Source organism: Neobacillus vireti (genome assembly GCF_036962345.1).
Classification (GTDB): domain Bacteria; phylum Bacillota; class Bacilli; order Bacillales; family Cytobacillaceae; genus Neobacillus; species Neobacillus vireti_A.
In genome coordinates, this window is record NZ_JBALNB010000004.1 from 99140 (window position 1) to 121979 (window position 22840).

The window sequence follows — 22840 nt, forward strand, 5'->3', positions numbered from 1 at the left end:
TATTCCTATGTGGAAATAACTGTACAAAAAATGAAATAATTGGTTGGGTTATAAACGAGAATTTTAGGATGTACATTCCATAGGCAGGGGCGAGGAGAAACAGCTTAGAATATATTGTAGAAAAGTTTAGTTGACATAATACATCTCCGTGCCTATAATACATGCTGGTGTGTTAATAGCAGTAGATCAGTTTGGAGTGACAATAATGGAGAAGACAGTAACAAGCATTAAAGAGATAACAGCTAACCCTGCCCCACTTGGTTTAATGGGATTCGGTATGACAACAATCTTGTTGAACATTCATAATGCAGGATTTTTTGCATTGGATGCAATGATTTTAGGAATGGGAATATTTTATGGTGGCTTAGCACAAGTAATTGCGGGCATCATGGAATTCAAGAAAAACAATACATTTGGAACAACAGCATTTACGTCCTATGGCTTTTTCTGGTTATCATTGGTTGCGTTAAATATGATTCCATTAATGGGATACGGTGAAGCAGCTAGTTCTTTATCAATGGCCGCTTATTTATTAATGTGGGGACTTTTCACGTTATTCATGTTTGTTGGAACTTTGCGTATTAATAAGGCCCTTCAAGTTGTTTTTGGAACACTTACGATTTTATTTTTCTTATTGGCGATTGGAAATTTCACAGGATCAAGTTTGATTTTAACTATAGCTGGCTATGAAGGAATTCTTTGCGGTTTTACAGCAATCTATGCGGCTATGGCACAAGTGCTAAATGAAGTATATGGCAAAATCATACTACCAATTGGTGAAAGTAAAATTCAAGAGTTAGTAGATGATCCTAAATTTAGAAAAGCCAGCTAGTTTTTCTATTAATTATTTACTTTTGTACGTTTTCTTTTTATTTAACATTAAAAGATAATCATTTAGTCATAATAAACTTTTGCAAACCGACCCTAATCTCGTAAAAAAACTTTTGCGATTTTGGGGTCTTTTTAATTTCAAACTCTTGTCATTTTGTCTATTTCATTTGGAAAAAAGTAAAAAATTATCTTGAAAGGCTCGGGTGAATTACAGAGTCTTGTCATGGATGATACGGGATAGTATTATTGAAAAGGTATATAGTATGATTAAAGTAAATAGGTAGTGGATCTATAATGAAAATACGAAAATAATAGAAGTGGGGAAGTGCGCAATGAGTAATCAAATTAAAGTAGGAATTATAGGCTATGGTAACCTTGGCAGAGGAACGATTGAGGCAATCAAGCAATGTTCAGATATGGAGCTTGTGGCCATTTTTACAAGAAGAGCACCTGAAAATCTTTCAATAAATGAACCAAATGTAGAGGTTTTGCATATTTCAAGTGCAGAGGAATATAAGGACAAAATTGATGTGATGATTTTATGTGGAGGTTCCGCAACAGATCTTCCAGATCAAGGCCCTTATTTTGCTAGAATGTTTAATACAATTGATAGTTATGATACACATGCAAAGATTCCTGAATATTTTAGTGTAGTTGATCAAGCAGCTAAAGAAAGTGGAAAGACTAGTATTATTTCTGTTGGCTGGGATCCTGGTTTATTCTCTCTGAATCGTTTAATGGCAGAAGCAATTTTACCGAAGGGTGAAACTTACACCTTCTGGGGAAAAGGATTGAGCCAAGGACATTCAGACGCTATTCGCAGGGTAGAAGGTGTAGCAGGCGGTGTGCAGTATACAGTACCGATTGATGAAGCGATAGAGAAGGTCAAAAGTGGAGTAAATCCTGAATTATCTACAGGTGAAAAACACAAACGTGTTTGTTATGTGGTAGCAGAAGAAGGATATGACCGCGCAAAAATCGAACACGATATTAAAACAATGCCTAACTATTTTGCTGATTATGATACAGAGGTAAACTTTATTACAGCAGAAGAATTAAAAGAAAACCACTCAAAATTGCCGCATGGTGGATTTGTTATTCGAAGTGGAAAATCAGGAAGCGACAATAATCAAATTATCGAATTCTCGCTTAACTTAGACAGTAATCCGGAATTTACAGCTAGCGTACTAGTGGCATATGCAAGAGCCGCTTATCGTTTAAATAAAGAAGGACAAGCTGGTGCAAAAACGGTATTCGATGTGGCACCTGGTTATCTGTCTCCAAGATCCGCGGAAGATTTAAGAAGAGACCTATTGTAAATAGTGTTAAAATAAGCAGAAACCTCAAATGGTTTCTGTTTATTTTTTGAACTTTGGATTTTATTTGCATGACATGGTATAAGTATAAAAGAAGCAGAAGCATTGCTTTTTATTTTTGGGATAAGGGGTAGGCTTGGTTATCCCATATTGAGAGGATTTGGATTTAAATATGAAAGATAACTTTTGGCGTGATTTACCACGGCCATTTTTTATACTGGCACCAATGGAAGATGTGACGGATGTTGTTTTTCGCCATGTAGTGAGTAAAGCAGGCAGACCGGATGTGTTTTTTACAGAGTTTACAAACTCGGATAGTTATTGTCACCCAGAGGGAATGCAGAGTGTGCGTGGTCGTTTGACTTTTACAGAAGATGAACAACCAATTGTAGCTCATATATGGGGAGATAAGCCTGAATATTTTCGGCAAATGAGTATTGGTATGGCGGAGCTAGGCTTTCGGGGTATCGATATCAATATGGGCTGTCCTGTTCCGAATGTGACACAAAATGGGAAGGGATGCGGTCTTATCCGTCGTCCGGAAGTTGCAGCAGAGTTAATACAAGCTGCAAAGGCAGGAGGATTGCCCGTAAGTGTAAAGACAAGGCTTGGTTTCACAAAAGTAGACGAATGGCACGACTGGCTGACACATATATTGAAACAAGACATTGTGAATCTGTCCATTCATCTGCGTACAAGGGAGGAAATGAGCAAAGTAGATGCTCATTGGGAGCTGATCCCTGAGATTAAAAAGCTTCGTGACGAGGTGGCACCAGATACGCTATTGACAATCAATGGAGATATTCCAGACCGTCAAACTGGGATGCAGCTTGCTGAACAATATGGTATTGATGGCGTTATGATCGGGCGGGGTATTTTTAAAAATCCGTTTGCCTTTGAAAAAGAGCCAAGAGAGCATAGCACGAAGGAATACCTTGATCTTCTAAGACTGCAGCTTGATCTTCAAGATAAATACTCAGAAGAAGTGCCGCGTTCCATCACAGGACTGCATCGCTTCTTCAAAATATATGTTAAAGGTTTCCCTGGGGCAAGTGAATTAAGAAATCAATTAATGAACACAAAGTCAACAAATGAAGTGCGTGCGGCGCTTGATCATTTTGTGTCAAAAACCCAAAAGTAAACCTTTGTCAGTAAAATAATCATTTTAGATTCAGACTCGGTTCCTAAATTAGTTATATTAAAGACATGTTCAAGCTGACATTTCAGGAGGCACGATTCGAACTGCAAAAAGTCCCAAGTGATCTTTACTTGGGACCTTTTCCATCCATACGGGAAAGTCTCTCCTTCGTGAATAAAAGACTCTCAGCATTTGCGAATTGGATGGGATAAAGCTAGTTTACTAGTAAGCGCTAACATTGTTTATGTTCTATTTTAAACTCCCCAATAGTAAAAAACATTCTCCAGGACTGCTTGATTAAGGCACATAGTTGACCGTTATTGCTGTTATTGGAGAGATATCTTGTTTAATCGTTGTATTAAATGGAAGGGCCTGTTCCTCTTGTACTATTTACATGTACAAGAGGAACAGGCCCAAAAATTTACGCCAATACAAAATGCCCAGGTTTCACTTCTTGCAAAGCATTTTGACTGAATTCAAAACGGGGCAATTCCGGCATTTCCTGCTTTAGTTTATTCGTTTCAACTGCAGGGTCCGGAACTGGCACAGCAGCTAGCAGTGATTTCGTGTAAGGATGGAGCGGATTGCTGTAAAGTTCTTCACTTTCGGCAAGTTCAATGATCTTTCCGGCATTCATAACCGCCACCCGGTCGCTGATGTGTTTGACCATCGAAAGATCATGGGCGATAAATAAGTAGGTTAGTCCTAACTTTTTCTGCAAGTCTTTTAATAAATCCACGATTTGAGCCTGCAAGGATACGTCCAATGCAGATAAAGGTTCATCACATACAATGAACTTCGGATTAACAGCAAGCGCCCGAGCAATTCCAATCCGCTGCCGCTGACCGCCTGAAAATTCATGTGGGAATCGATCTGCATGTGCTCTTTCTAAACCGACAAGTTCTAATAACTCTTGAACACGAGCCTTCCGTTCTGCTTTGTTTTTGACCAATTTATGAATATCCAAGGAATGTCCGATAATATCCAGTACCTTCATACGCGGATTGAGTGAAGCGTAAGGATCTTGGAAAATAATTTGAATTTCCTTGCGCAGCTGCTTCATTTCTTTCTTGTTTAATCGATTGATTGCCATACCCTTATAGAGGATTTCTCCTTCAGTTGCGTCTTGCAAACGCAATAACAGTCTTCCGGTTGTAGACTTACCAGAGCCGGATTCACCAACAAGCCCCAGCGTTTCACCAGGCTGTATAGAAAAACTAATACTGTCTACCGCTTTTAACGTTCTTCCACCACCAAGTGGATAAACTTGCTTTAATTTCCGTACCTCAATTAACGGAGTGTCTGGATTGATATCTTCCGGCAGATCAATAGCTCCCTTTGGATGTTTCTTTGCATCTAACCGAGGCAGGGCGTTCAAAAGTTTTTTTGTATAAGGATGCTTCGGGGAGGAGAAAATCTGCTCCGTTGTATTACTTTCGACGATTTCGCCTTTTTTCATGACAACAACCCGGTCACACATCCCGGCAACGACCCCTAAATCATGGGTAATTAAGATGATGGATGTACCGAATGACTTTTGCATTTTTTTCATTAAACGTAAAATCTGCGCCTGAATCGTTACATCGAGGGCGGTGGTCGGCTCATCGGCGATCAATAGCTTTGGCCGGCAAGCGAGAGCCATGGCAATCATTGCCCGCTGCCTCATACCTCCGGAAAACTCATGCGGGTATTGATCGTAGCGTTCTTCCGGATTTTTTATGCCGACTAGCTTTAGCATTTCAATAGACTCTTGTCTAGCACCTTTTGCGGAAAGCCCTTGATGTTTGATTAAGACTTCATCGATTTGCTTCCCCACTTTAATTGTAGGGTTTAATGACGACATTGGATCTTGAAAAATCATGCTAATTTCTTTTCCGCGGATCTTTTCCATTTCACTATCAGTAAATGTAGAGACCGGTTTGCCGTCAAAATCAATTGAGCCTTCTGTCATTAATGCCGGAGGAGAAGGAAGAAGCTGCATAATTGACCTTGCAGTGACACTTTTCCCAGAACCGGATTCTCCCACGATACCGAGTGTTTCCCCTTTTCGGACATCAAACGTAACTCCCCTGACAGCCTCAAACACTTCATTATTAGAAAGGAAAGAGATATGCAAATTGTTGACTGTTAATAATTTTTCCATATTAAATAGCCTCTATTTCTAGTATTAGTATATCGATATTTTTTGAGTTGACATCTAGTTATTTTATAACTATACTTTATTACTGTTACAGGTTTTAATATACACTAAACTGCTCGGAATTATCAACAATAAAAATTTCCTAAGGGGGTGAGTATTTGCTTTCGGAAAAGGATGTAACAAATGAACAAACAGGATTTCGTTTTGGAAAACATTATCGTGGAATTATTACACAGCCTTTATTAAAGTATTTATTTATTATACTTGGACTTCCTGTTCATTTGTTAACTTGGCTCTTTTATCAATTTAAATATAAAAATTCATCCTATAAGCATTTACTCCAAAAAGAGAAGGAAGATGTTCGGCAGTCTCCTACATACGGTCATTGGATAAGGCGTTATGAAGATCAATATAAGAGTAAAATGCATTATTTTAATAGACCGATAGATGAACAAGAGATGCGCAATGAAGCAAGAAAACTAGCAGATGAACAAGCTGAAGAAATGGCTAAAGCTAGTTTGTCAGAGAGAAATATCAAAGAAGTCAACTATCTGCAATTTTTTGGAGAATGTTTAAACAAATTAACCTTTGTCAGGGTTAGTTTTATACCTGGTATCCTGATGTATTTGTTCTTATGGATTTATTCCAGACAAATTCTTCGATATATTTTCGAACGGCTGGTGTTGACGGTATTCGTCATCATATCGGTAGCAATCTTCGTCTTTACTATTTTATATTTTTCACCATCGGACCCGGCAGCCAACATATTAGGTGAGGCCGCTACGTTGGAACAGCGAGAAGAATTTAATCGTCAATACGGATTAGATCAACCGTATTTGGTGCAGCTTGTGGACGCGATAAAAGGAATTGTTACTTTTGATTTAGGATTTTCCTACACAGGGAATGAAAACATTGCGGCAAGCATCGCAAATAAATTTCCGATTACATTAATAATCGCTGTATTTTCCTTATTAATGGCCATCGTGTTAGCGATTCCAATTGGAATTATCTCCGCTGCGAAACGGAATAGCTTCTGGGACTACAGTTTTATGTTTATCGCTTTAATCGGTTTGTCCATTCCGAATTTCTGGCAGGGATTAGTTTTCATTCTGAACTTCTCGATAAAATGGCATTTGTTACCGGCAACCTATTCACCGGATGATTGGCTATCCATCATTATGCCGGTTATTGTTCTAGGAACAGGATTGACAGCATCCATTGCCCGGATGACACGTTCATCCATTCTGGAAGTAATTAATGAAGATTACATCGTGACAGCGAAGGCGAAGGGGCTTAAACCTAGAAAAATTCTAATTCAGCATGCCTTAAGGAATGCAATGATCCCGATTATTACTGTAATTGGCTTACAGTTTGGCGGCATGCTCGGCGGGGCAGCTGTTACGGAGAAGGTCTTTAATATAAGCGGTCTTGGAAGCTATATTGTTGATAAACAATTTGTTCCAGACATTCCATCGATTTTAGGCGGCGTTGTCTATATCGCGATAACCATTTCTCTTGTAAACCTTGTGGTTGATATTATCTACGCATTATTGAATCCGAGAATTCGTTCTCAGATGAAAAGTTCTTAAGAGGTGAATGAAATGACAACGCAACAGGAGTTTGCCCTAAAACAATCACAAGAATATAAGCATGCAAATTTTTCCGTGTGTCTTTCATTCGCATTAACGTTGATCTTTTTCTTTAATGCTTATGATTTTGCACAAGGGACCTGGAGTACAGGCTGGGGGATTGTAACGGCTGCTTACTTCCTTACATCCATCTTACAAGGGTCCATTGCCATCCTTCTAAAAAAAGATTTATTAACCTTTGGGGCAATTCAGAAGCGCACAAGACTTTTGAGTGCAGTTCAACTGCTAAGTTTATTTGCCGGTAATGTTTTTACCTCAGCATTTGCCTTTCGAATGTTAATAAAGAAGAATTCGATTGAGTATGCCCTTGTCTGCTATATGTTTTTGACGCAATTTCTAGTGTTTTTCCTTTCGGTGTTTAATTTATTTAAGCCATATGTGTCAAATCTATTCATGCCCGCAATGGTACTTCTAATCTTGTCGATGGTCATTGAATTAATTTCAATAATCATCCTTGCGAAAACAGATGTAGAACGGGGCGAGAAGCCATTATTGAAATGGCTGGGAGTTGTTTTATTTCTGATTGGTTTAACCGGGAACTTCTTTGGTTTGATCATAGGGTATAGCTTGGTGATGAAATCAATAAGAAGTGATGCTTCCACTATTGATAAGTGGAATAAATTTTGGATGAGTATGACGAAAAATTTTACGGCTATGCTCGGATTTTTATTCGTATTTTTAATGTTTGCTCTTTCGATATCAAGCTACGGAACCTTTGTGAGTTCCTTTGCTACAGAAAACGACTATAATGCATTACTATTAGATCCAAGCTTGGCTCATCCCTTTGGTACCGATAATTTCGGCAGAGATGTCTTTTCTCGAATCATTTTTGGTGCACGGATATCCTTGATTGTTGGCTTATTGACGACCATTATCCCACTTGTAATTGGCGGGTTTTTAGGAGCCATTTCGGGGTACTATCAAAAATCGATTGATAACATCATCATGCGTCTACTTGATGTGTTGTATGCCGTGCCAGGCATTTTGCTGGCGATTGCAATCATTGCTGCTTTTGGTTCAAGTACGTTTAACTTAATCATTGCGTTAAGCGTTGGCTCCATCCCTACCTATGCGAGGACCATGCGGGCGAATGTCTTGATGGTTTCCAATTTAGAATTTGTTGAGGCAGCCAAAGCATTAGGAGAAAACGAATGGAAAATTATTTTTAAACAGATTGTACCGAATGCTTTGGCCCCGATGATTGTTAAAGCTTCGCTAACCATCGGCGGTGCCATTATTGCTACAAGCTCCTTAAGTTTCTTAGGCTTGGGTGTGGAACCGCATATTCCGGAATGGGGAAACATATTAAAAATCGGCAGTATGTACCTTGAAACCAATCCATATTTGGCCATTTTCCCTGGTATAGCCATTATTCTTTTGGTACTTTCCTTTAACTTTCTGGGGGATGGCTTACGGGATGCATTGGATCCGAAGTTAGATTCATAGATTTGTTTCTTTCAATAGATCACTTAAAAAAATATAAAACGGAGGTTGAATGTAAATGAAGAAATTATGGTTTCTACTAGCAGCATTGATTTTGTTTGTTTCAGGCTGTGTTAAAACTGAATCAGATGTAAAAGAAGACGCTAAATCTGCTCCAAAAGGTAAAGCGCCAACGATTGAAATTTTAGGAATGTCTACAACCGAAGATAGTATGAACATTTTGCGGGACCAACTAACTAAAAATGGATTTGAGGTCAAACTAAATATCCAACCCGATTACGGCAGCTTTACAGCTCAAAAAGATGCTGGTAACTACGATTTAGCAGTGAATAGCTGGACAACCGTAACAGGTAACCCTGATTATGCCGTTCGTTCGTTATTTACTTCTGATGGTGACAATAGCTTATTTGCTGATAAAAAGGTTGATGAATTAGTAGAAAAGGCTGCTACACAATTACCTAAAGAATACCAGAAAACATACAAAGAATTAGAACAGCACGTGGTTTTAGACAATGCATACATCGTACCGCTTTTCACTTCGTATAAAGCGCAAGCGGTTAACAACCAAGTAGTGGACGAATCCACTGTCCGTCTTCCAAAATCAAGAGCGCAAGTTTGGGAAAAATTCGATTTCGTGGATCAATCCAAACGTGCTGCCCAGCCGTTGATTGTTCATCAGTCCATTAGTTCTTTAACATCTTTAGACCCGATAAAAGGGAATGATGGTTCAATCAACACGTTAAACACAAACATGTATGTTCGTTTAGTAAACCTAACTGACGATGACAAGGTAGTATCTGATGGATCACTTTCTTTAAATCACGTTATCGCTGAAGGAAGCAAAGACTACTACTTCTTACTACGCGATGATATTCATTTTGCCGCTGTTAGCGACAAAAAAGCAGTTGATACTGGTGAACGTGTTGGTGCAGAAGATGTTGTCTTTTCTCTAAACCGTGCGAAGGATCAAAAATCTGTTCCGGATCATCGTACTTACAGTCTTCATGAAAACATGGAATCCATCTCCATCGTTAATGATTTAAGTGAGCTTGATGGAAAAACAGCAGATGGTAAAACCATCCGTGAAGCATTAGAAAAAGGTATCGATGGAGAAATTAATCAATTAGTTACAGATAAAACAAAAGCAAATAATGATTCTGGTGCGTACCAGGTTGTAAAAATAACAACTGTGAACCCATTCCCGCAAGTATTGAACTATCTAGCTCACCAATCTGCTGGTATTGTTTCACAAAAACAAGTGGAAAGCATCAATACCTATGATGTAGCAAGCTTTGATGTTAACAAAGATATTCCATATGGTGACCAAAGAACCATTACAGAAGGTGCAAGCTACAACAACCACCTTTATGCAAGCGGTCCATATATCTTAACTTACAAAAATGATTATGAAGCTCATTTTGTGAAAAATCCTGCTTACATGCCGGGTACTGAAAATGAAGCAAAAGTTTCTGAAGTTGTTGTGAAATTTATCCAAGATGCAGACAGTGCTTTATCTGCATTACGTAACGGCGAAATTCATATCTTTAATGGTGTGCCTGAAACCAAATATGATCTTGTAAACGGGGATGAAAAGTTAAAGCTTCAACAAAACAAGAGTAATGGGGTTTCATACCTTTCATTCAACATGAATGGACGCGAAGTTTCTGACAGCGCGGCATTACGTAAATCCATTCTTTACTCTGTTAACCAAGAAGAATTTATTAGCTTCTACCAAGGAAACAAAATGAAGGCTGTTTCAACTGTAAGTCCTTTAGTTAACACTGGTTTAGAAGTAGTTGCAGACAGTGAAAAAGCGAAAGAATTCTTAAATGAATATTTGAGCAATAAATAATTTGAAATAGATAAGGTGCCTATCTCCTGGATTACTTTGGCTGGGAGGCAGGCACCTTATTTCTGTTTTAAGACACAGTTGATATAATTTTATAATTACCTATATTATAAGGACTTGTCTTATTTAAAGTTCAGCGCAATTTTGTAAGTTTATCCGTACATCATTTGTTCCCAATTGGTGAACAAAATGAAAGCGGTTGATATTATGATAGTAACAGGAGGACAAGCCAATGATGATTGATAAACGTCCCTCGCTTTTATTGGAGTATCTTTTAAAAGTGAAGAGTACCAGCATGAATCAGATTATGGAGGTCACTCATTTAACCAAACGTCAAATATCCTATGACTTGGATAAAGTAAATCAATGGTTAAAGGAGAGAGAACTCCCCGCCATCCAATTTAAAGGGAGCCATTCTATAGTAATACCTGACGCTGTTGTGGAGTATTTCGGCAATGAGGAGTTCAATCGCCATGAACGCGATTTTGTTTTTTCCGAAGAAGAACGCTTTGCAGTCATCTGCCTATACTTGTTTATGCGGAATGATACCATTTCGTCCTTTCATCTAACCCAGCTTTTACAAGTAAGTAAAAACACCGTTATTTCTGATATAAAAAAGGCAAATAAGATGAATCGCCCTTTCTTGGTGGAAATTAAGTATTCACGAAAGTATGGCTACCATCTGACTGGAACCGAGTTCGATAAAAGAGCTCTTATTATGCATTACATATCCCGTCTGATTCAGGTCCCTTACTTTGAAAAACTGTTGGAGTATCTTTTAAAAGAAGAAGCTGGAAAAATTGATTATCGAGGAACCTTAACCATTCTTAAACAAATTGAAAAGCAGTTTTCCCTTAATTTTGTTGAAGAACGTTTAAATCAATTAGCCAATTTTTTAGTTTTTTATTATTACAGGCAGCAGAAAAAAAAGTTCGTCCAATTTCACTCAGATGAAATGGCTCTATTTAAAAAAGATCCGATGCATAAGGCAGCAATTATGTTAAGTCAGCTTCTCCAACTAGAGAATGAGGAATCGGAGTTATGTTACTTAACGATACAATTTCTTGGTTTATCTTTTGAAAAAAGTTCTGCTGCAAACAGTAAACAGGATTTATTAATTAAACTTTGCCAGCAGCTAGTCTTTGATTTTGAGACAAAGGCCTGCATTGTTTTTGAAAAAAGAGATGAAGCTGTTCATACATTGTACCAGCATTTTAAACCGGCCTATTTTCGTATGAAGTATCGGATTCCTGTCGAAAATCCACTTTTAGATCAAATTAAGAGTGAACATAAAGATCTATACATGATTGTGAAGGAAATCCTGCAGCCGATTGGAACATTGTTGAATATCACCATTCCGGAGGAGGAAATAGGTTTTGTTACGATCCACTTTGGGGCATTGTTAGAAAGACCAAAGCAGGAGATGCCGGAAAAGAAGAAAGCAATCGTCGTTTGTCCAAGCGGCATAAGTTCTTCCTTAATGGTGAAACACCAGCTGGAATCACTTTTCTCAGAGATTTTGGTTGAAAAAACATTATCATTACGAGAATTTAAAGAGGGTACATTTGACGATTATGATTTAATATTTTCGACCGTAAGGCTGGAGACAAAACTTCCTTGTTTTTACGTAAAGCCAATTATGACTCCAAACGAAAAGCATAATTTAGTCAACGAAGTATATCAACTGCTGTTTGGTACTCACTATCACGATGTTTCTGTGAAAGAACTGATTCAAATCATTGGAAAGTTTGCTGCTATTTACGATGAAGAGGGATTAAAAAAGGAAATAGGCAAGTTAACATTTTATAAAAAAGAAAATGCTTATAAGGAAAAACAACCGTTATTAGAAGATTTATTACAAGCAGAAACCATTCAGGTAATGGAGGAAGCTTCTGATTGGAAAGAAGCTGTAAAACAAGCAGCAAATCCCCTTTTGATAAACGGAAGTATAGAAGCATCATATATAGAGGCGATGATTGAAAATATTGAGACATTAGGTCCATATGTCGTCATTGGTCCGGAAGTCGCAATCCCGCATGCCCGTCCGGAAAAGGGTGTTAATCGGATAGGAATAAGCTTTTTAAAGCTTAAACAACCGGTTTACTTCTTAAACAACAAGGATTTTCCGGTTCGATTGCTGTTTTGTATTGCAGCGACGGATAATACAACCCATCTAAAGGCGCTTTCGCATTTGACAGAACTGCTCAATGAAGAAAACAGCCTTGGAATTTTAAAAGAATTAGAGTCGATTGAAGAAATTAATACATTCTTTAGCCAAACCCTCAAAATTGACTGAAGTGTCGTTCCTGGGAAGCAGGCTATAGTAAAAATATTTCATAATTTGGCTCTGTTATTACTAAATGTTTATTTTCGTGCAGGTATGAGAAGTGATAGGCGGAGAATTTCCGGCTAATGTGTATAGATGAAGCTTAAGAAGCAGTTATAAGCGGAGATATTCCGCTTAACTGCTCTAAATAAGACAAAATCCAAAGATTTGAATCATATAAGCGGAAAAACTCCCCTTATTTTTAAGGAAATATGGGTATTTCCCAAAATAGCCGGAATTTATCCGCCTATTTTTCAAACCTGTGAAATCAACATTCTGTTAAAACAGAGCTTATAAATTAAAACTAAAGGAGATAGAATAATTATGGTAACTAAAACATTCACAATTATAGATGAAACAGGTATTCATGCACGTCCAGCAACACTTCTAGTATCAGCAGCAAGCAAATTTGAGGCTGAGATTCTGTTAGAATACAACAACAAATCAGTAAACTTAAAATCTATTATGGGTGTTATGTCATTAGGGATTCCAAAAGGTGCAGTAATCAAAATATCTGCTGAGGGCTCAGATGAAGAAAATGCCCTAAGTGTATTAGAAAATACTCTAAAAACTTCAGGTCTTGCAGAATGAGTACGAATGAAGTGTTAACAAAAGAAATTTCAGGGATTGCTGCATCCAGCGGGATTGCCATCGCAAAGGCTTTCCGCTTAGAAAATCCAGAGTTAAAGGTAGAAAAAAAGGTGATCGCAAATTTTGATCAAGAAGTGAAACGCCTTGAACAGGCGCTTGAGTCTTCTAAGGAAGAGCTTGAGAAAATTAAAGAGCATGCCTCCCAGACAATTGGCGAGGATAAGGCTGAAATATTCGAAGCACATTTGCTGGTCCTAAATGATCCTGAACTCATTAGTCAAATTAAAGATAAAATACAAACACAGAGCCTCAATGCAGAGTTTGCATTACAAGAGGTAGTGGATATGTTCGTATCAATGTTTGAAGCATTAGATAACGAATATATGAGAGAACGAGCTGCCGACATTCGCGATGTGGCCAAGCGAATATTATCTCATCTTTTAGGGGTGACCATCCCTAACCCAAGCTTGATTTCTGAAGAGGTTATTATTATTGCAGAGGATTTAACACCTTCTGATACTGCTCAATTAAATCGTCAGTTTGTTAAAGGCTTTACAACAGATATTGGCGGCCGCACTTCTCATTCAGCGATTATGGCTCGATCCATGGAAATTCCAGCAGTTGTTGGAACAAAAACAGTCATGGCAGACATTAATAATGGCGATATTATTATCCTTGATGGTCTTAGTGGAGTGGTAATTGTCAATCCAACGGAAGAGGTTATCAAGGAATACAACATGAAAAAGGCCGCATACGAGGCGCAAAAGGCCGAGTGGGCTAAGCTGGTTAATGAGCCGACTATAACAAAAGATGGCGAGCATGTAGAACTCGCTGCCAATATTGGTAATCCGGAGGATCTCAAGGGAGTGCTCGAAAATGGAGGCGAAGGCGTCGGCTTATATCGAACTGAATTTTTATATATGGGGCGCACCCAGCTTCCAACAGAAGAGGAGCAATTTGCTGCTTTTAAAACGGTATTAGAGGGTATGGAAGGAAAGCCTGTCGTGATTCGCACACTTGATATCGGCGGAGATAAAGAGCTTCCGTATTTAGAACTGCCGAAAGAAATGAATCCGTTCCTTGGATTTAGGGCGATTCGATTATGCTTAGAAATGCAGGATATGTTCCGAGTCCAGCTTCGAGCCTTGCTGCGGGCAAGTATTTATGGAAATTTAAAAATTATGTTTCCGATGATTGCTACACTGGATGAGTTCCGTTCAGCAAAAGCACTACTTGAAGATGAAAAACAAAAGCTTTTATCTGAAGGTCAACAGGTTGCAGAAAAGATCGAGCTGGGGATCATGGTGGAAATTCCTTCTACTGCTGTTTTAGCGGATCAGTTTGCGAAAGAAGTGGATTTCTTCAGCATTGGTACAAATGATTTAATCCAATATACAATGGCTGCAGACCGTATGAACGAGCGTGTTTCTTATTTATATCAGCCATACAGTCCATCTATTTTAAGATTGGTGAAAATGGTGATTGATGCGGCGCATGCTGAAGGTAAATGGGCAGGTATGTGCGGTGAAATGGCAGGAGACGAAACAGCGATTCCACTTCTCTTAGGGTTGGGGCTTGATGAGTTCTCTATGAGTGCATCATCTATCTTAAAGGCACGTTCCCAAATCCTGCGTCTTTCCAAAGCAGAAATGAAGAACCTTGCAGAAAAAGCCCTACAAATGAAAACAACGGATGAAGTAATCGAAGCGGTAAAGGAAACGATTAAATAGAGTGCTATAAAAATGATTTTTAATGGGGTAGATACCACCTAAGTCCTTTATAGATATGGACTTAGGTTTTTTTATTTTCCTTAAAAGCGTTATCAAACGTTTAATAGAAATAAAATTTTGCGGATCGCCTTCTACTCGATAATAATAATAGGTTGATAGAGTATTTCTAAAATTATGTTAAAATAAAACCGATTGTCATTTCTAGCTCAAAGAGATCTAATAAAAAGGTGGATGGACGATGTTCTGCCTGTAACCTAATAAATGTGTAGAAAATAAAGGATGGATGGAAATGTTAAATTTAGCAGCAATAATGCTTGAAAAGGTCGGAATCATTGTCATTGTTGCTTTTTTGCTATCGCAAATGAAGCCATTTCGTCATATTATTCAAACTGAGCACAAGACAAATGAGAGAATCCTGCTTATTTTACTTTTTGGTGCCTTTGGGATCATTAGTAATTATACAGGGATTGAAGTTCATCATAATTCCATTGATAGAGCAGAGTGGCTTTCGGAATTAGAACAAGAGAGCGCGCTGGCAAATACAAGAGTAATGGGAGTGGTCATTGGAGGAGTGCTTGGAGGCCCGATCGTTGGTGTTGGTGCGGGATTGGTTGCTGGAGTCCATCGTTACACGCTTGGCGGCTTCACCGCATTTGCATGCGGAATTTCTACTATCTTAGCTGGAATTATCGCAGGTCACTTTGGAAAAAAAAGAATGCAATCGGGGAAAAAAATTACTGCTAGATTTGCTGTAATGATAGGCATGATAATGGAATCAGTACAGATGTTACTCATCCTTGTATTTGCTAAACCGTTTGAACAAGCATGGAGTCTTGTACAGTTCATTAGCTTCCCGATGATATTCGGCAATGGATTGGGTACATTGCTGTTTATGTTCATTATAAGCGCAATTAAACGTGATAAAGAGGTTACCCGTGCAAATCAAACCAACCAGGCTTTTTTTATTGCCGATCAAACTCTGCCATATTTTCGACAAGGCTTAAATTTCCATTCGTGCAGGGAAATAGCGGAAATTATGCTGAAATTAACCGCTGCTGATGCGGTTTCAATTACAGATGACCATCAAGTTCTATCTCATGTCGGCGCTGCTTCAGATCACCATATTCCTAAGTTAAAACCGGAGACTGGTTTGACAAAAAAAGTGCTAGAATACGGCAGGATTTCAGTTGCAAGATCGAAGAAAGAAATTCTCTGTATTCATAATAATTGTCCTTTAGAAGCGGCTATTGTGCTGCCGCTAAAGGTTAAAAATAAAATCGTCGGTACATTAAAAATGTACTATACTAAGCCTGAAAAATTAGATAGGGTGCAGCAGGAGCTAGCGGAGGGACTTGCAAACCTATTTTCTACACAGTTGGAGCTTGCAGAAGCAGAAAGACAGACGAAGCTATTGAAAGATGCGGAAATTAAAGCCTTACAGGCACAAATCCATCCGCACTTTTTATTTAATAGTATCAATACCATCTCAGCACTTTGCCGTACAGATGCGGATAAAGCTCGTAAATTACTGTTGGAGCTCAGTTCATTTTTTCGCGGAAATCTCCAAGGTGCCAGGCAGATGCTCCTCCCGCTGGAGAAGGAATTGACGAATGTCAGGGCTTATCTATCATTGGAACAGACCCGTTTTCCAAATAAGTACTTCATCGATTTTCAAATTGAACCAGGTCTCGAAAAGATAATGATTCCGCCGTTTACCCTGCAGCCAATAGTAGAAAATGCGATTCATTATGGCTTTCCCCGAAGTAAATCTGAAGGGATAATTACCATTCGAATTTTCTCCGAAAATAATCAATTGCAAATTATTGTTGCAGATAATGGAAAAGGCATTCCTGATGAGAGGATAGAAGTGCTTGGTAAGCAAATTGTAAATTCTAAAAAAGGAAATGGCACAGCTATTTTTAATATAAATGAACGTCTTAAAGGAATTTATAATGGCAAAGCCTGTTTAACGATAAAAAGTCAAGTGGACCATGGAACAACAGTAACGATTTCCATTCCGCTCGACTATAAAGGAGTTTTTGATCAAAATGCTGAAAGCTTACATAGTGGATGATGAACCATTAGCAAGAGATGAATTAAAATACTTACTGATTCGCAGCAAGCAGGTGGGGGTCATAGGTGAAAGTGATTGTATCGAGGAAGCCACAGCAGATATTTTTGAACTAAAACCAGATCTTGTCTTTTTAGATATTGAACTGGATGAAGATAGCGGATTGGAGTTAGCAAAGCAATTAGAAAACCTTAACCCGGCTCCAGCGATTGTTTTTGCGACAGCTTACGATGAGTTTGCGTATCAGGCCTTTGAATTAAATGCGGTGGATTATATATTAAAACCCTTCGATGAAGAACGAATCGGAAAAACATTGGAAAAAATCAAAAGGATGAAAAAAATTGGGGATCAGGATCTCCCGATTTATTCCCCTGTGAAAAACAACCAAAATGAAAAAATTGCTGTCCCTGTCGATGATAGAATTATTTTATTAACCAATGCTGACATTGTATATTTAGAATCCAGCGATGGTAAGTGTACGATTGAAACAATGTACCAAAAGTATAAAGTTAGTGAGGCGCTCGTTGTATTAGAGAAGAAGTTACCTAAATTTTTTCGTGTCCACCGCAGTTTCATTGTAAACATCGATCATATCGTAGAAATAGAGCCTTGGTTTAACTCTACCTATAATTTAATCATGGAGAACGGCTCAAAAGTTCCAGTCAGCCGGACCTATATAAAAGAATTAAAGCAAAATTTAGGGTTTTAAATTATTTCATATGTCCATTATTGTATTTCATCTGTCGTTTTTTGCAATTCACCTCTCCATTTATGCAAGTTATCTTGAAAGTGGGATAATAGCGTTTTCATTTTGTAAGATAATAATAGTAGATTAGAAGAAATGGAGGGGGAGTAAATAATGAATGCGATTACAATTGTAGTTGGATCAATATGTATCCTCTTAATCGTTTATCGTTTATATGGTACATTTATGGCAGCGAAGGTTTTGAAGCTTAATGAGTCAAAGCCGACACCTGCTCAGAAATTAGAAGATGGACAAGATTATGTACCTACAAATAAATGGGTGGTATTTGGTCACCATTTTGCTGCGATTGCTGCAGCCGGCCCGTTGGTTGGTCCAATCTTGGCAGCACAATTTGGTTATTTACCAGGATTGCTTTGGCTGTTAATTGGTGCAGTCATTGGTGGAGCTGTCCACGATATGGTTGTTCTTTTTGCATCAATGCGAAGAGAAGGAAAATCTTTATCAGAAGTTGCAAAGGAAGAACTCGGTCCTGTCGCAGGATTTTGTACAGGCTTAGCGATGTTATTCATTATCACTATTACAATGGCAGGTCTTTCAATGGTTGTATTGGGCGCACTTGAAAGAAATCCATGGGGAACGTTTGCAGTAGGGATCACCATTCCGATTGCAATGGGTGTTGGATTGTATCATAAAAAGACAGGCAATTTAAAACTAGCTACAACTGTCGGTTTCATTCTAATCATGGCAGCAATCCTTTGGGGACCGAATATTCAAGGTACATGGTTAGGTGATTTGTTAACACTTGAAAAAAGCACGCTTGCACTTATTTTACCAATCTATGCATTTTTCGCAGCAGCATTACCAGTCTGGTTATTGCTTGCACCACGTGATTATTTAAGTACATTTATGAAGATCGGGGTTTTCGCAGCTTTAATCATTGGGGTATTCATTGTAAACCCAGAAGTTCAATTTCCTGCATTTACAGAATTTATTAATGGCGGTGGTCCTGTTATTGCTGGTCCAGTTTGGCCATTTATCTCGATTACAATTGCCTGTGGAGCAATTTCAGGATTCCACGCATTCGTTGGGTCTGGTACGACACCTAAGATGATCAGCCGCTGGGGCGACATTAAAGGTGTTGCTTTTGGAGCAATGCTTGTAGAATGTTTAGTTGCAATTATGGCTTTAATTGCTGCCATCTCGCTGCAGCCAGGAGATTATTTTGCAATCAATTCAACACCAGAGAAATTCGCAACACTTGGAATGGAAACAGTTGAACTTAACGAACTCGAGGAAAAAGTGGGAATGGACCTTGAAGGAAGAACGGGGGGAGCCGTTACCCTTGCCGTAGGGATGACGTACATCTTCACAGCAGTTCCATTTTTCGCGAAGTTAGCCTCTTATTTCTATCAATTTGTCATTCTATTTGAGGCGGTCTTTATCTTAACTGCGATTGATTCAGGAACGAGGGTTGCTCGTTATCTTATTCAAGATTTCTTTGGAGACTTTATTAAACCTTTAAAACGAACAGATTCAATCGGTGCAAATATATTTGCCAGTGCATTAGCCTGCTTCGTCTGGGGATATCTTCTTTTCTCAGGGGACATCAGTTCTGTCTGGGCGCTATTTGGTGTATCGAACCAATTAATGGCATCTATCGGACTCATCGTCGGAGCAACAGTAATCCTCAAGATTGCTGACAAGCGCTGGTACATGTTGACATGTCTAATCCCTCTAGCTTACCTATTTGTAACCGTAAATGTTGCAGGTTACTGGATGGTTAAGAACGTCTATTTAAATGCAGATAATCCTGGATTCAGTGTATTGAACGGTATTCTATCCATTACAATGCTCATCCTTGGTTTAATCATTTTGGTTACTTCAATAAACAAATGGAGTAATCTTTGGAAGATTCCGCAACATGTATTAGTAGAACAATCGAAAAGAGAAGTAGCATAAATAACAAGCACCCATTCTACTTGATGAATGGGTGCTGTTTTTTTTATAGGAGAATCCTCATTGAAGCTTTGCGGAAATAGATTTTAAGAAACTGAAACCTGATAATTTAAGTATAAGTTTTTCCTTGCCTCTAATACTTTTTTGTACATAGATTGATATATTGTCGACTATAACCTCATTATATTGGCTTAATGTTTTGGGTTTTCCTGGTACTGCAACTAACTCCTGGACACCTGGAGCACAGCAAGCCTTTACCTCGAGCGTTTTTACGGTCAATTGATTGCCCTTTGACTTTATCCACTGTATTGATTCAATATCCAATTCAACATTCATTCATCATCGCTCCCTTGGTTCTTTTCTTAAGTATAATATCTTCGTTTGTTTAAGACCATTTAAAATAACTACAGTTGGAATTCAACGAAAATTCTTTCCATTTCAAATGTAATAAAAATAAAGGAAAATGGTGGGTGGTTTATACAAGAAGTGGCAGGAGAGGAGCGAATTCATGATTCCAGCAAAAAATGATCCCATTCCAATCTCTACGATAAGAGAAAAAGGCATGGAATCCATCGTCGATTGGTTTGATCAGCATAAACAATCGTTCTATGCACTTGGCTTGGCCTATCTCAGTAATCAGCAGGAAATGGAAGAGCTTTTTTACCAGGCCATTCTAAAAGTCCACAAAGAGTTGTCTCGATTTAAAAGAGAGACATCATTCGATACGTGGGTTACATCTATTTTCATACATATCTGCCGGGAACTTTCTGAAGATAGGAGTTTACTAGCTAGAGTGGAAAGTGAACACCGTCCGGATTTATTTAAAGCACTTGATTATTTGAGTGGATACGAGAAAGAAGCGGTGGTCCTTACCTATATAAAAGGAATCTCAAAGGGGGAAGCGGCTCAGCTTCTCAAAGTTTCAGTGGAAAAGTTGAAAGAGCTTTTGTTTTCCGGAATCCATTCACTTAGAAAAGGAATGGGGTACGGGGCAACCTTTAATGGTTGTAAGGAGTATCATTAGGATTATATCGATTACTTAGAAAGAACCCTAGATCGGCCGAAAAAGATTGATTTAGAGAAACATATTTATCATTGTCAAGACTGACAGGAGGATTTGGCAACCTTTCAAGATGTGATGTTAGCCATGTTAAATCTTACTGATATGATGGAGGATTTGCATGTACCATTAGGCTTCATGGAAACATCAAAGATAGACTGGAAGAAAAGGAAAAGCACATACAACATAAGAACAAGAAACGTATAAGAAAAGGGCTTGTTTTTACAGGTGTATTTACCTTATTAATAGGAATTGATTTTTTTACCGGGGCGTTTTCCAACCTTTACTATTTATGGACAGAAAAAGATCAGGAATTGCGTGCCTTTCTTCAACAGGATTTAGGTGAAAGGCTGAATCTAGAAGCTGAAAGCGATGGGGTGAAAATCAAGATTAAGGGTGCGATTGCAGATGTTGTTCAGACACTTGTTTTTTATGAGATAGAAGATACAGAAGAAGACAATCAAAATATGATGCAAAATTTTGAAGGGGCTTTTGTGGAGAATCAAGATGAAATCATGAAACCTGAAGGTTTTTTACGCTACTATCCTCCTGACCTTGAATCTGACATTAATAAGGCGGAAAAGAACGTGTATCACGGAAAGATTAGTCTGCTTCCACTCACATCGGATGAAGGGACAATCAAATTAAAAATCACAAAGCTTCTGAAATTGATTCGTGATTCCTCTGACTAGAATGGTTTTATAGCTTACGAGAATGGTAGAATATGAAACAGGGGAGTGGAACTTCGAAATCCCTGTAACCAAACAGCCTTCCGTCGAATATGCCTTGAATGCAGAAACAGAAGTCGAGGGAATCCCGGTCCGATTTGAAAAACTAATCATGGCTCCAACATCGACGGTTCTGCAATATGGTATTAATATTGAACAGCCAGAGAAGCGGATAGACAATCTTAATTTTGATCATTTAGAAGTGAACGATAAAAAAGTGAAAGTTGATATGTATGGCAGTTCATTTTTTGACACACAACAAGACGTAAATTGGTATACGTTTCATAGACACTTTGATCCTCTTTATGGAGAAAAGCCCAAGGAGGGTGAGATGATAAAAGTAGATGGTGGTTGGACCACGATCTAATGCTATAAAGGAACTACATCTAACCAAATACAACAAAGCCTTCCATAAATTGCATTTTGGAAGGTTTTTTTTTACACTTTTTAGTTAAAAAATTCGTCCCACTAAATAAAAAGTTTTATAATGTTATAGATGGTGCCTTTTTAGGGGGATATATATGGTTATTACATTTACCATGCTTTTGTTGGGAATTTTATTAGGGTTTGTTGGAGCTGGGGGATCGGGTTTTATTATTGCACTTTTGACAGTTATGTTTGGAGTGCCTATTCATACAGCACTTGGAACTTCGCTTGCTGCTATGGTGTTTACGACTTTGGCTGGAGCTTACAGCCATTATCAGCAGGGTAATATAGATGTGAAAACAGGTTTAGCTGTCGGAGGATTTGGCGCGTTCACTGCTTATATAGGTTCTGGGATAGCGGTGTGGATTCCGGTGGATTTGTTACATTGGCTGACCGCTGGAATGCTTTTATTATCTGCTGTTATGCTTGTGGTTCGTTTGTTTATTGTCAATAAAAAAGACAGAAATCAATCATTCGTACGAAGTCGACTTTTTGTGCGGTCGGCTTTTGTTGGAATTGTCTGTGGTATTTTGTCAGGGACATTTGGAATCGGTTCGGCGCCTTTTATTCAGATTGGATTATTGACGATATTAGGGTTAACAGTTCAGAAATCAGTTGGAACAACTATGCTAGTCATTCTGCCAATTGCTTTAGCTGGCGGTGTCGGCTATTATCTTGAGGGATTTCTTGATGTCCTGCTACTTCTGCAAGTATTGTTAGGAACGATGGTCGGTTCATTTATTGGTGCGAAATTTACGAATTTTGTACCACTTCCAGTTTTAAAAGGTGCAATGGTACTCACGCCGATTATAGCGGGTGCCATTTTGCTGTTTTAATATCGGTGATGCGGGATATAGTTAAAAACCCCTTTGCTTTTGGC

General features: G+C 38.4%; 18 protein-coding genes. 16 read left to right on the top strand and 2 right to left on the bottom strand.

Translation table 11 applies throughout. The features are described 5' to 3' along the window. The first annotated feature begins 205 nt into the window (after positions 1 to 205). From V7108_RS02955 to V7108_RS02965, 3 genes are all read left to right on the top strand, one after another. Complete coding sequence (locus V7108_RS02955) at positions 206 to 832, top strand: acetate uptake transporter (protein WP_335513808.1); 627 nt, start codon at positions 206 to 208, stop codon at positions 830 to 832. A 331-nt stretch (positions 833 to 1163) separates the two neighbouring features. Further along, positions 1164 to 2150 carry a diaminopimelate dehydrogenase gene (locus V7108_RS02960; protein ID WP_335513806.1) on the top strand — a complete coding sequence of 329 codons (987 nt, stop codon included), beginning with the start codon at positions 1164 to 1166 and terminating at the stop codon, positions 2148 to 2150. Positions 2151 to 2319: 169 nt separating this feature from the next. After that, complete coding sequence (locus V7108_RS02965; protein WP_335513804.1) at positions 2320 to 3288, top strand: tRNA dihydrouridine synthase; 969 nt, start codon at positions 2320 to 2322, stop codon at positions 3286 to 3288. A 418-nt stretch (positions 3289 to 3706) separates the two neighbouring features. On the opposite strand, the gene V7108_RS02970 is transcribed toward V7108_RS02965, so the two are convergent. Next, complete coding sequence (locus V7108_RS02970) at positions 3707 to 5428, bottom strand: ABC transporter ATP-binding protein (RefSeq protein ID WP_335519897.1); 1722 nt, start codon at positions 5426 to 5428, stop codon at positions 3707 to 3709. 155 nt (positions 5429 to 5583) lie between these two features. Between V7108_RS02970 and V7108_RS02975 the strand changes: the two genes are divergently transcribed. The 9 genes from V7108_RS02975 (at position 5584) to V7108_RS03015 (ending at position 19749) form a co-directional block, all read left to right on the top strand. After that, positions 5584 to 7014, top strand: a complete 1431-nt coding sequence (locus V7108_RS02975) for an ABC transporter permease (RefSeq protein ID WP_335512327.1) — start codon at positions 5584 to 5586, stop codon at positions 7012 to 7014. 12 nt (positions 7015 to 7026) lie between these two features. Further along, complete coding sequence (locus V7108_RS02980) at positions 7027 to 8520, top strand: ABC transporter permease (RefSeq protein WP_335512326.1); 1494 nt, start codon at positions 7027 to 7029, stop codon at positions 8518 to 8520. A 55-nt stretch (positions 8521 to 8575) separates the two neighbouring features. Beyond that, positions 8576 to 10369 carry an ABC transporter substrate-binding protein gene (locus V7108_RS02985; protein WP_335512325.1) on the top strand — a complete coding sequence of 598 codons (1794 nt, stop codon included), beginning with the start codon at positions 8576 to 8578 and terminating at the stop codon, positions 10367 to 10369. A 229-nt stretch (positions 10370 to 10598) separates the two neighbouring features. Further along, positions 10599 to 12662 (top strand): BglG family transcription antiterminator, encoded by a 2064-nt coding sequence (locus V7108_RS02990; protein ID WP_335512324.1) that lies wholly within the window; start codon positions 10599 to 10601, stop codon positions 12660 to 12662. Positions 12663 to 13016: 354 nt separating this feature from the next. Then, positions 13017 to 13283 (top strand): phosphocarrier protein HPr, encoded by a 267-nt coding sequence (locus tag V7108_RS02995; protein ID WP_335512323.1) that lies wholly within the window; start codon positions 13017 to 13019, stop codon positions 13281 to 13283. Next, a complete protein-coding gene (gene ptsP, locus V7108_RS03000; protein ID WP_335512322.1) occupies positions 13280 to 15013 on the top strand; it encodes a phosphoenolpyruvate--protein phosphotransferase in 1734 nt (577 codons plus the stop codon). Before V7108_RS02995 ends, ptsP begins: the two co-directional genes overlap by 4 nt. A 289-nt stretch (positions 15014 to 15302) precedes the next feature. Next, positions 15303 to 17087: a sensor histidine kinase gene (locus tag V7108_RS03005; protein WP_335512321.1), complete on the top strand. Its 1785-nt coding sequence runs from the start codon at positions 15303 to 15305 to the stop codon at positions 17085 to 17087. Then, a complete protein-coding gene (locus V7108_RS03010; protein WP_335512320.1) occupies positions 17062 to 17793 on the top strand; it encodes a LytR/AlgR family response regulator transcription factor in 732 nt (243 codons plus the stop codon). The genes V7108_RS03005 and V7108_RS03010 overlap by 26 nt, the downstream gene beginning before the upstream one ends. Positions 17794 to 17943: 150 nt before the next feature. Next, positions 17944 to 19749, top strand: a complete 1806-nt coding sequence (locus tag V7108_RS03015; RefSeq protein WP_335512319.1) for a carbon starvation CstA family protein — start codon at positions 17944 to 17946, stop codon at positions 19747 to 19749. 57 nt (positions 19750 to 19806) lie between these two features. Here the strand turns inward: V7108_RS03015 and V7108_RS03020 are convergent, their stop codons facing one another. Then, on the bottom strand, positions 19807 to 20082 hold the full coding sequence (locus V7108_RS03020) for a CC/Se motif family (seleno)protein (RefSeq protein WP_335512318.1): 276 nt from the start codon (positions 20080 to 20082) through the stop codon (positions 19807 to 19809). Positions 20083 to 20254: 172 nt separating this feature from the next. Here V7108_RS03020 and V7108_RS03025 point away from each other — a divergent pair, with 172 nt between their 5' ends. The 4 genes from V7108_RS03025 to V7108_RS03040 all read left to right on the top strand — a co-directional run bounded on the left by V7108_RS03025 (position 20255) and on the right by V7108_RS03040 (position 22796). Further along, entirely contained in the window at positions 20255 to 20770 is a 516-nt protein-coding gene (locus tag V7108_RS03025) for an RNA polymerase sigma factor (RefSeq protein WP_335512317.1), read from the top strand. Between the two features lie 215 nt (positions 20771 to 20985). Further along, entirely contained in the window at positions 20986 to 21498 is a 513-nt protein-coding gene (locus V7108_RS03030; protein WP_335567394.1) for a DUF4179 domain-containing protein, read from the top strand. A gap of 22 nt (positions 21499 to 21520) precedes the next feature. Then, on the top strand, positions 21521 to 21901 hold the full coding sequence (locus tag V7108_RS03035) for a hypothetical protein (protein ID WP_335567339.1): 381 nt from the start codon (positions 21521 to 21523) through the stop codon (positions 21899 to 21901). A gap of 154 nt (positions 21902 to 22055) precedes the next feature. Next, on the top strand, positions 22056 to 22796 hold the full coding sequence (locus V7108_RS03040) for a sulfite exporter TauE/SafE family protein (RefSeq protein WP_335512314.1): 741 nt from the start codon (positions 22056 to 22058) through the stop codon (positions 22794 to 22796). Positions 22797 to 22840 lie beyond the last annotated feature (44 nt).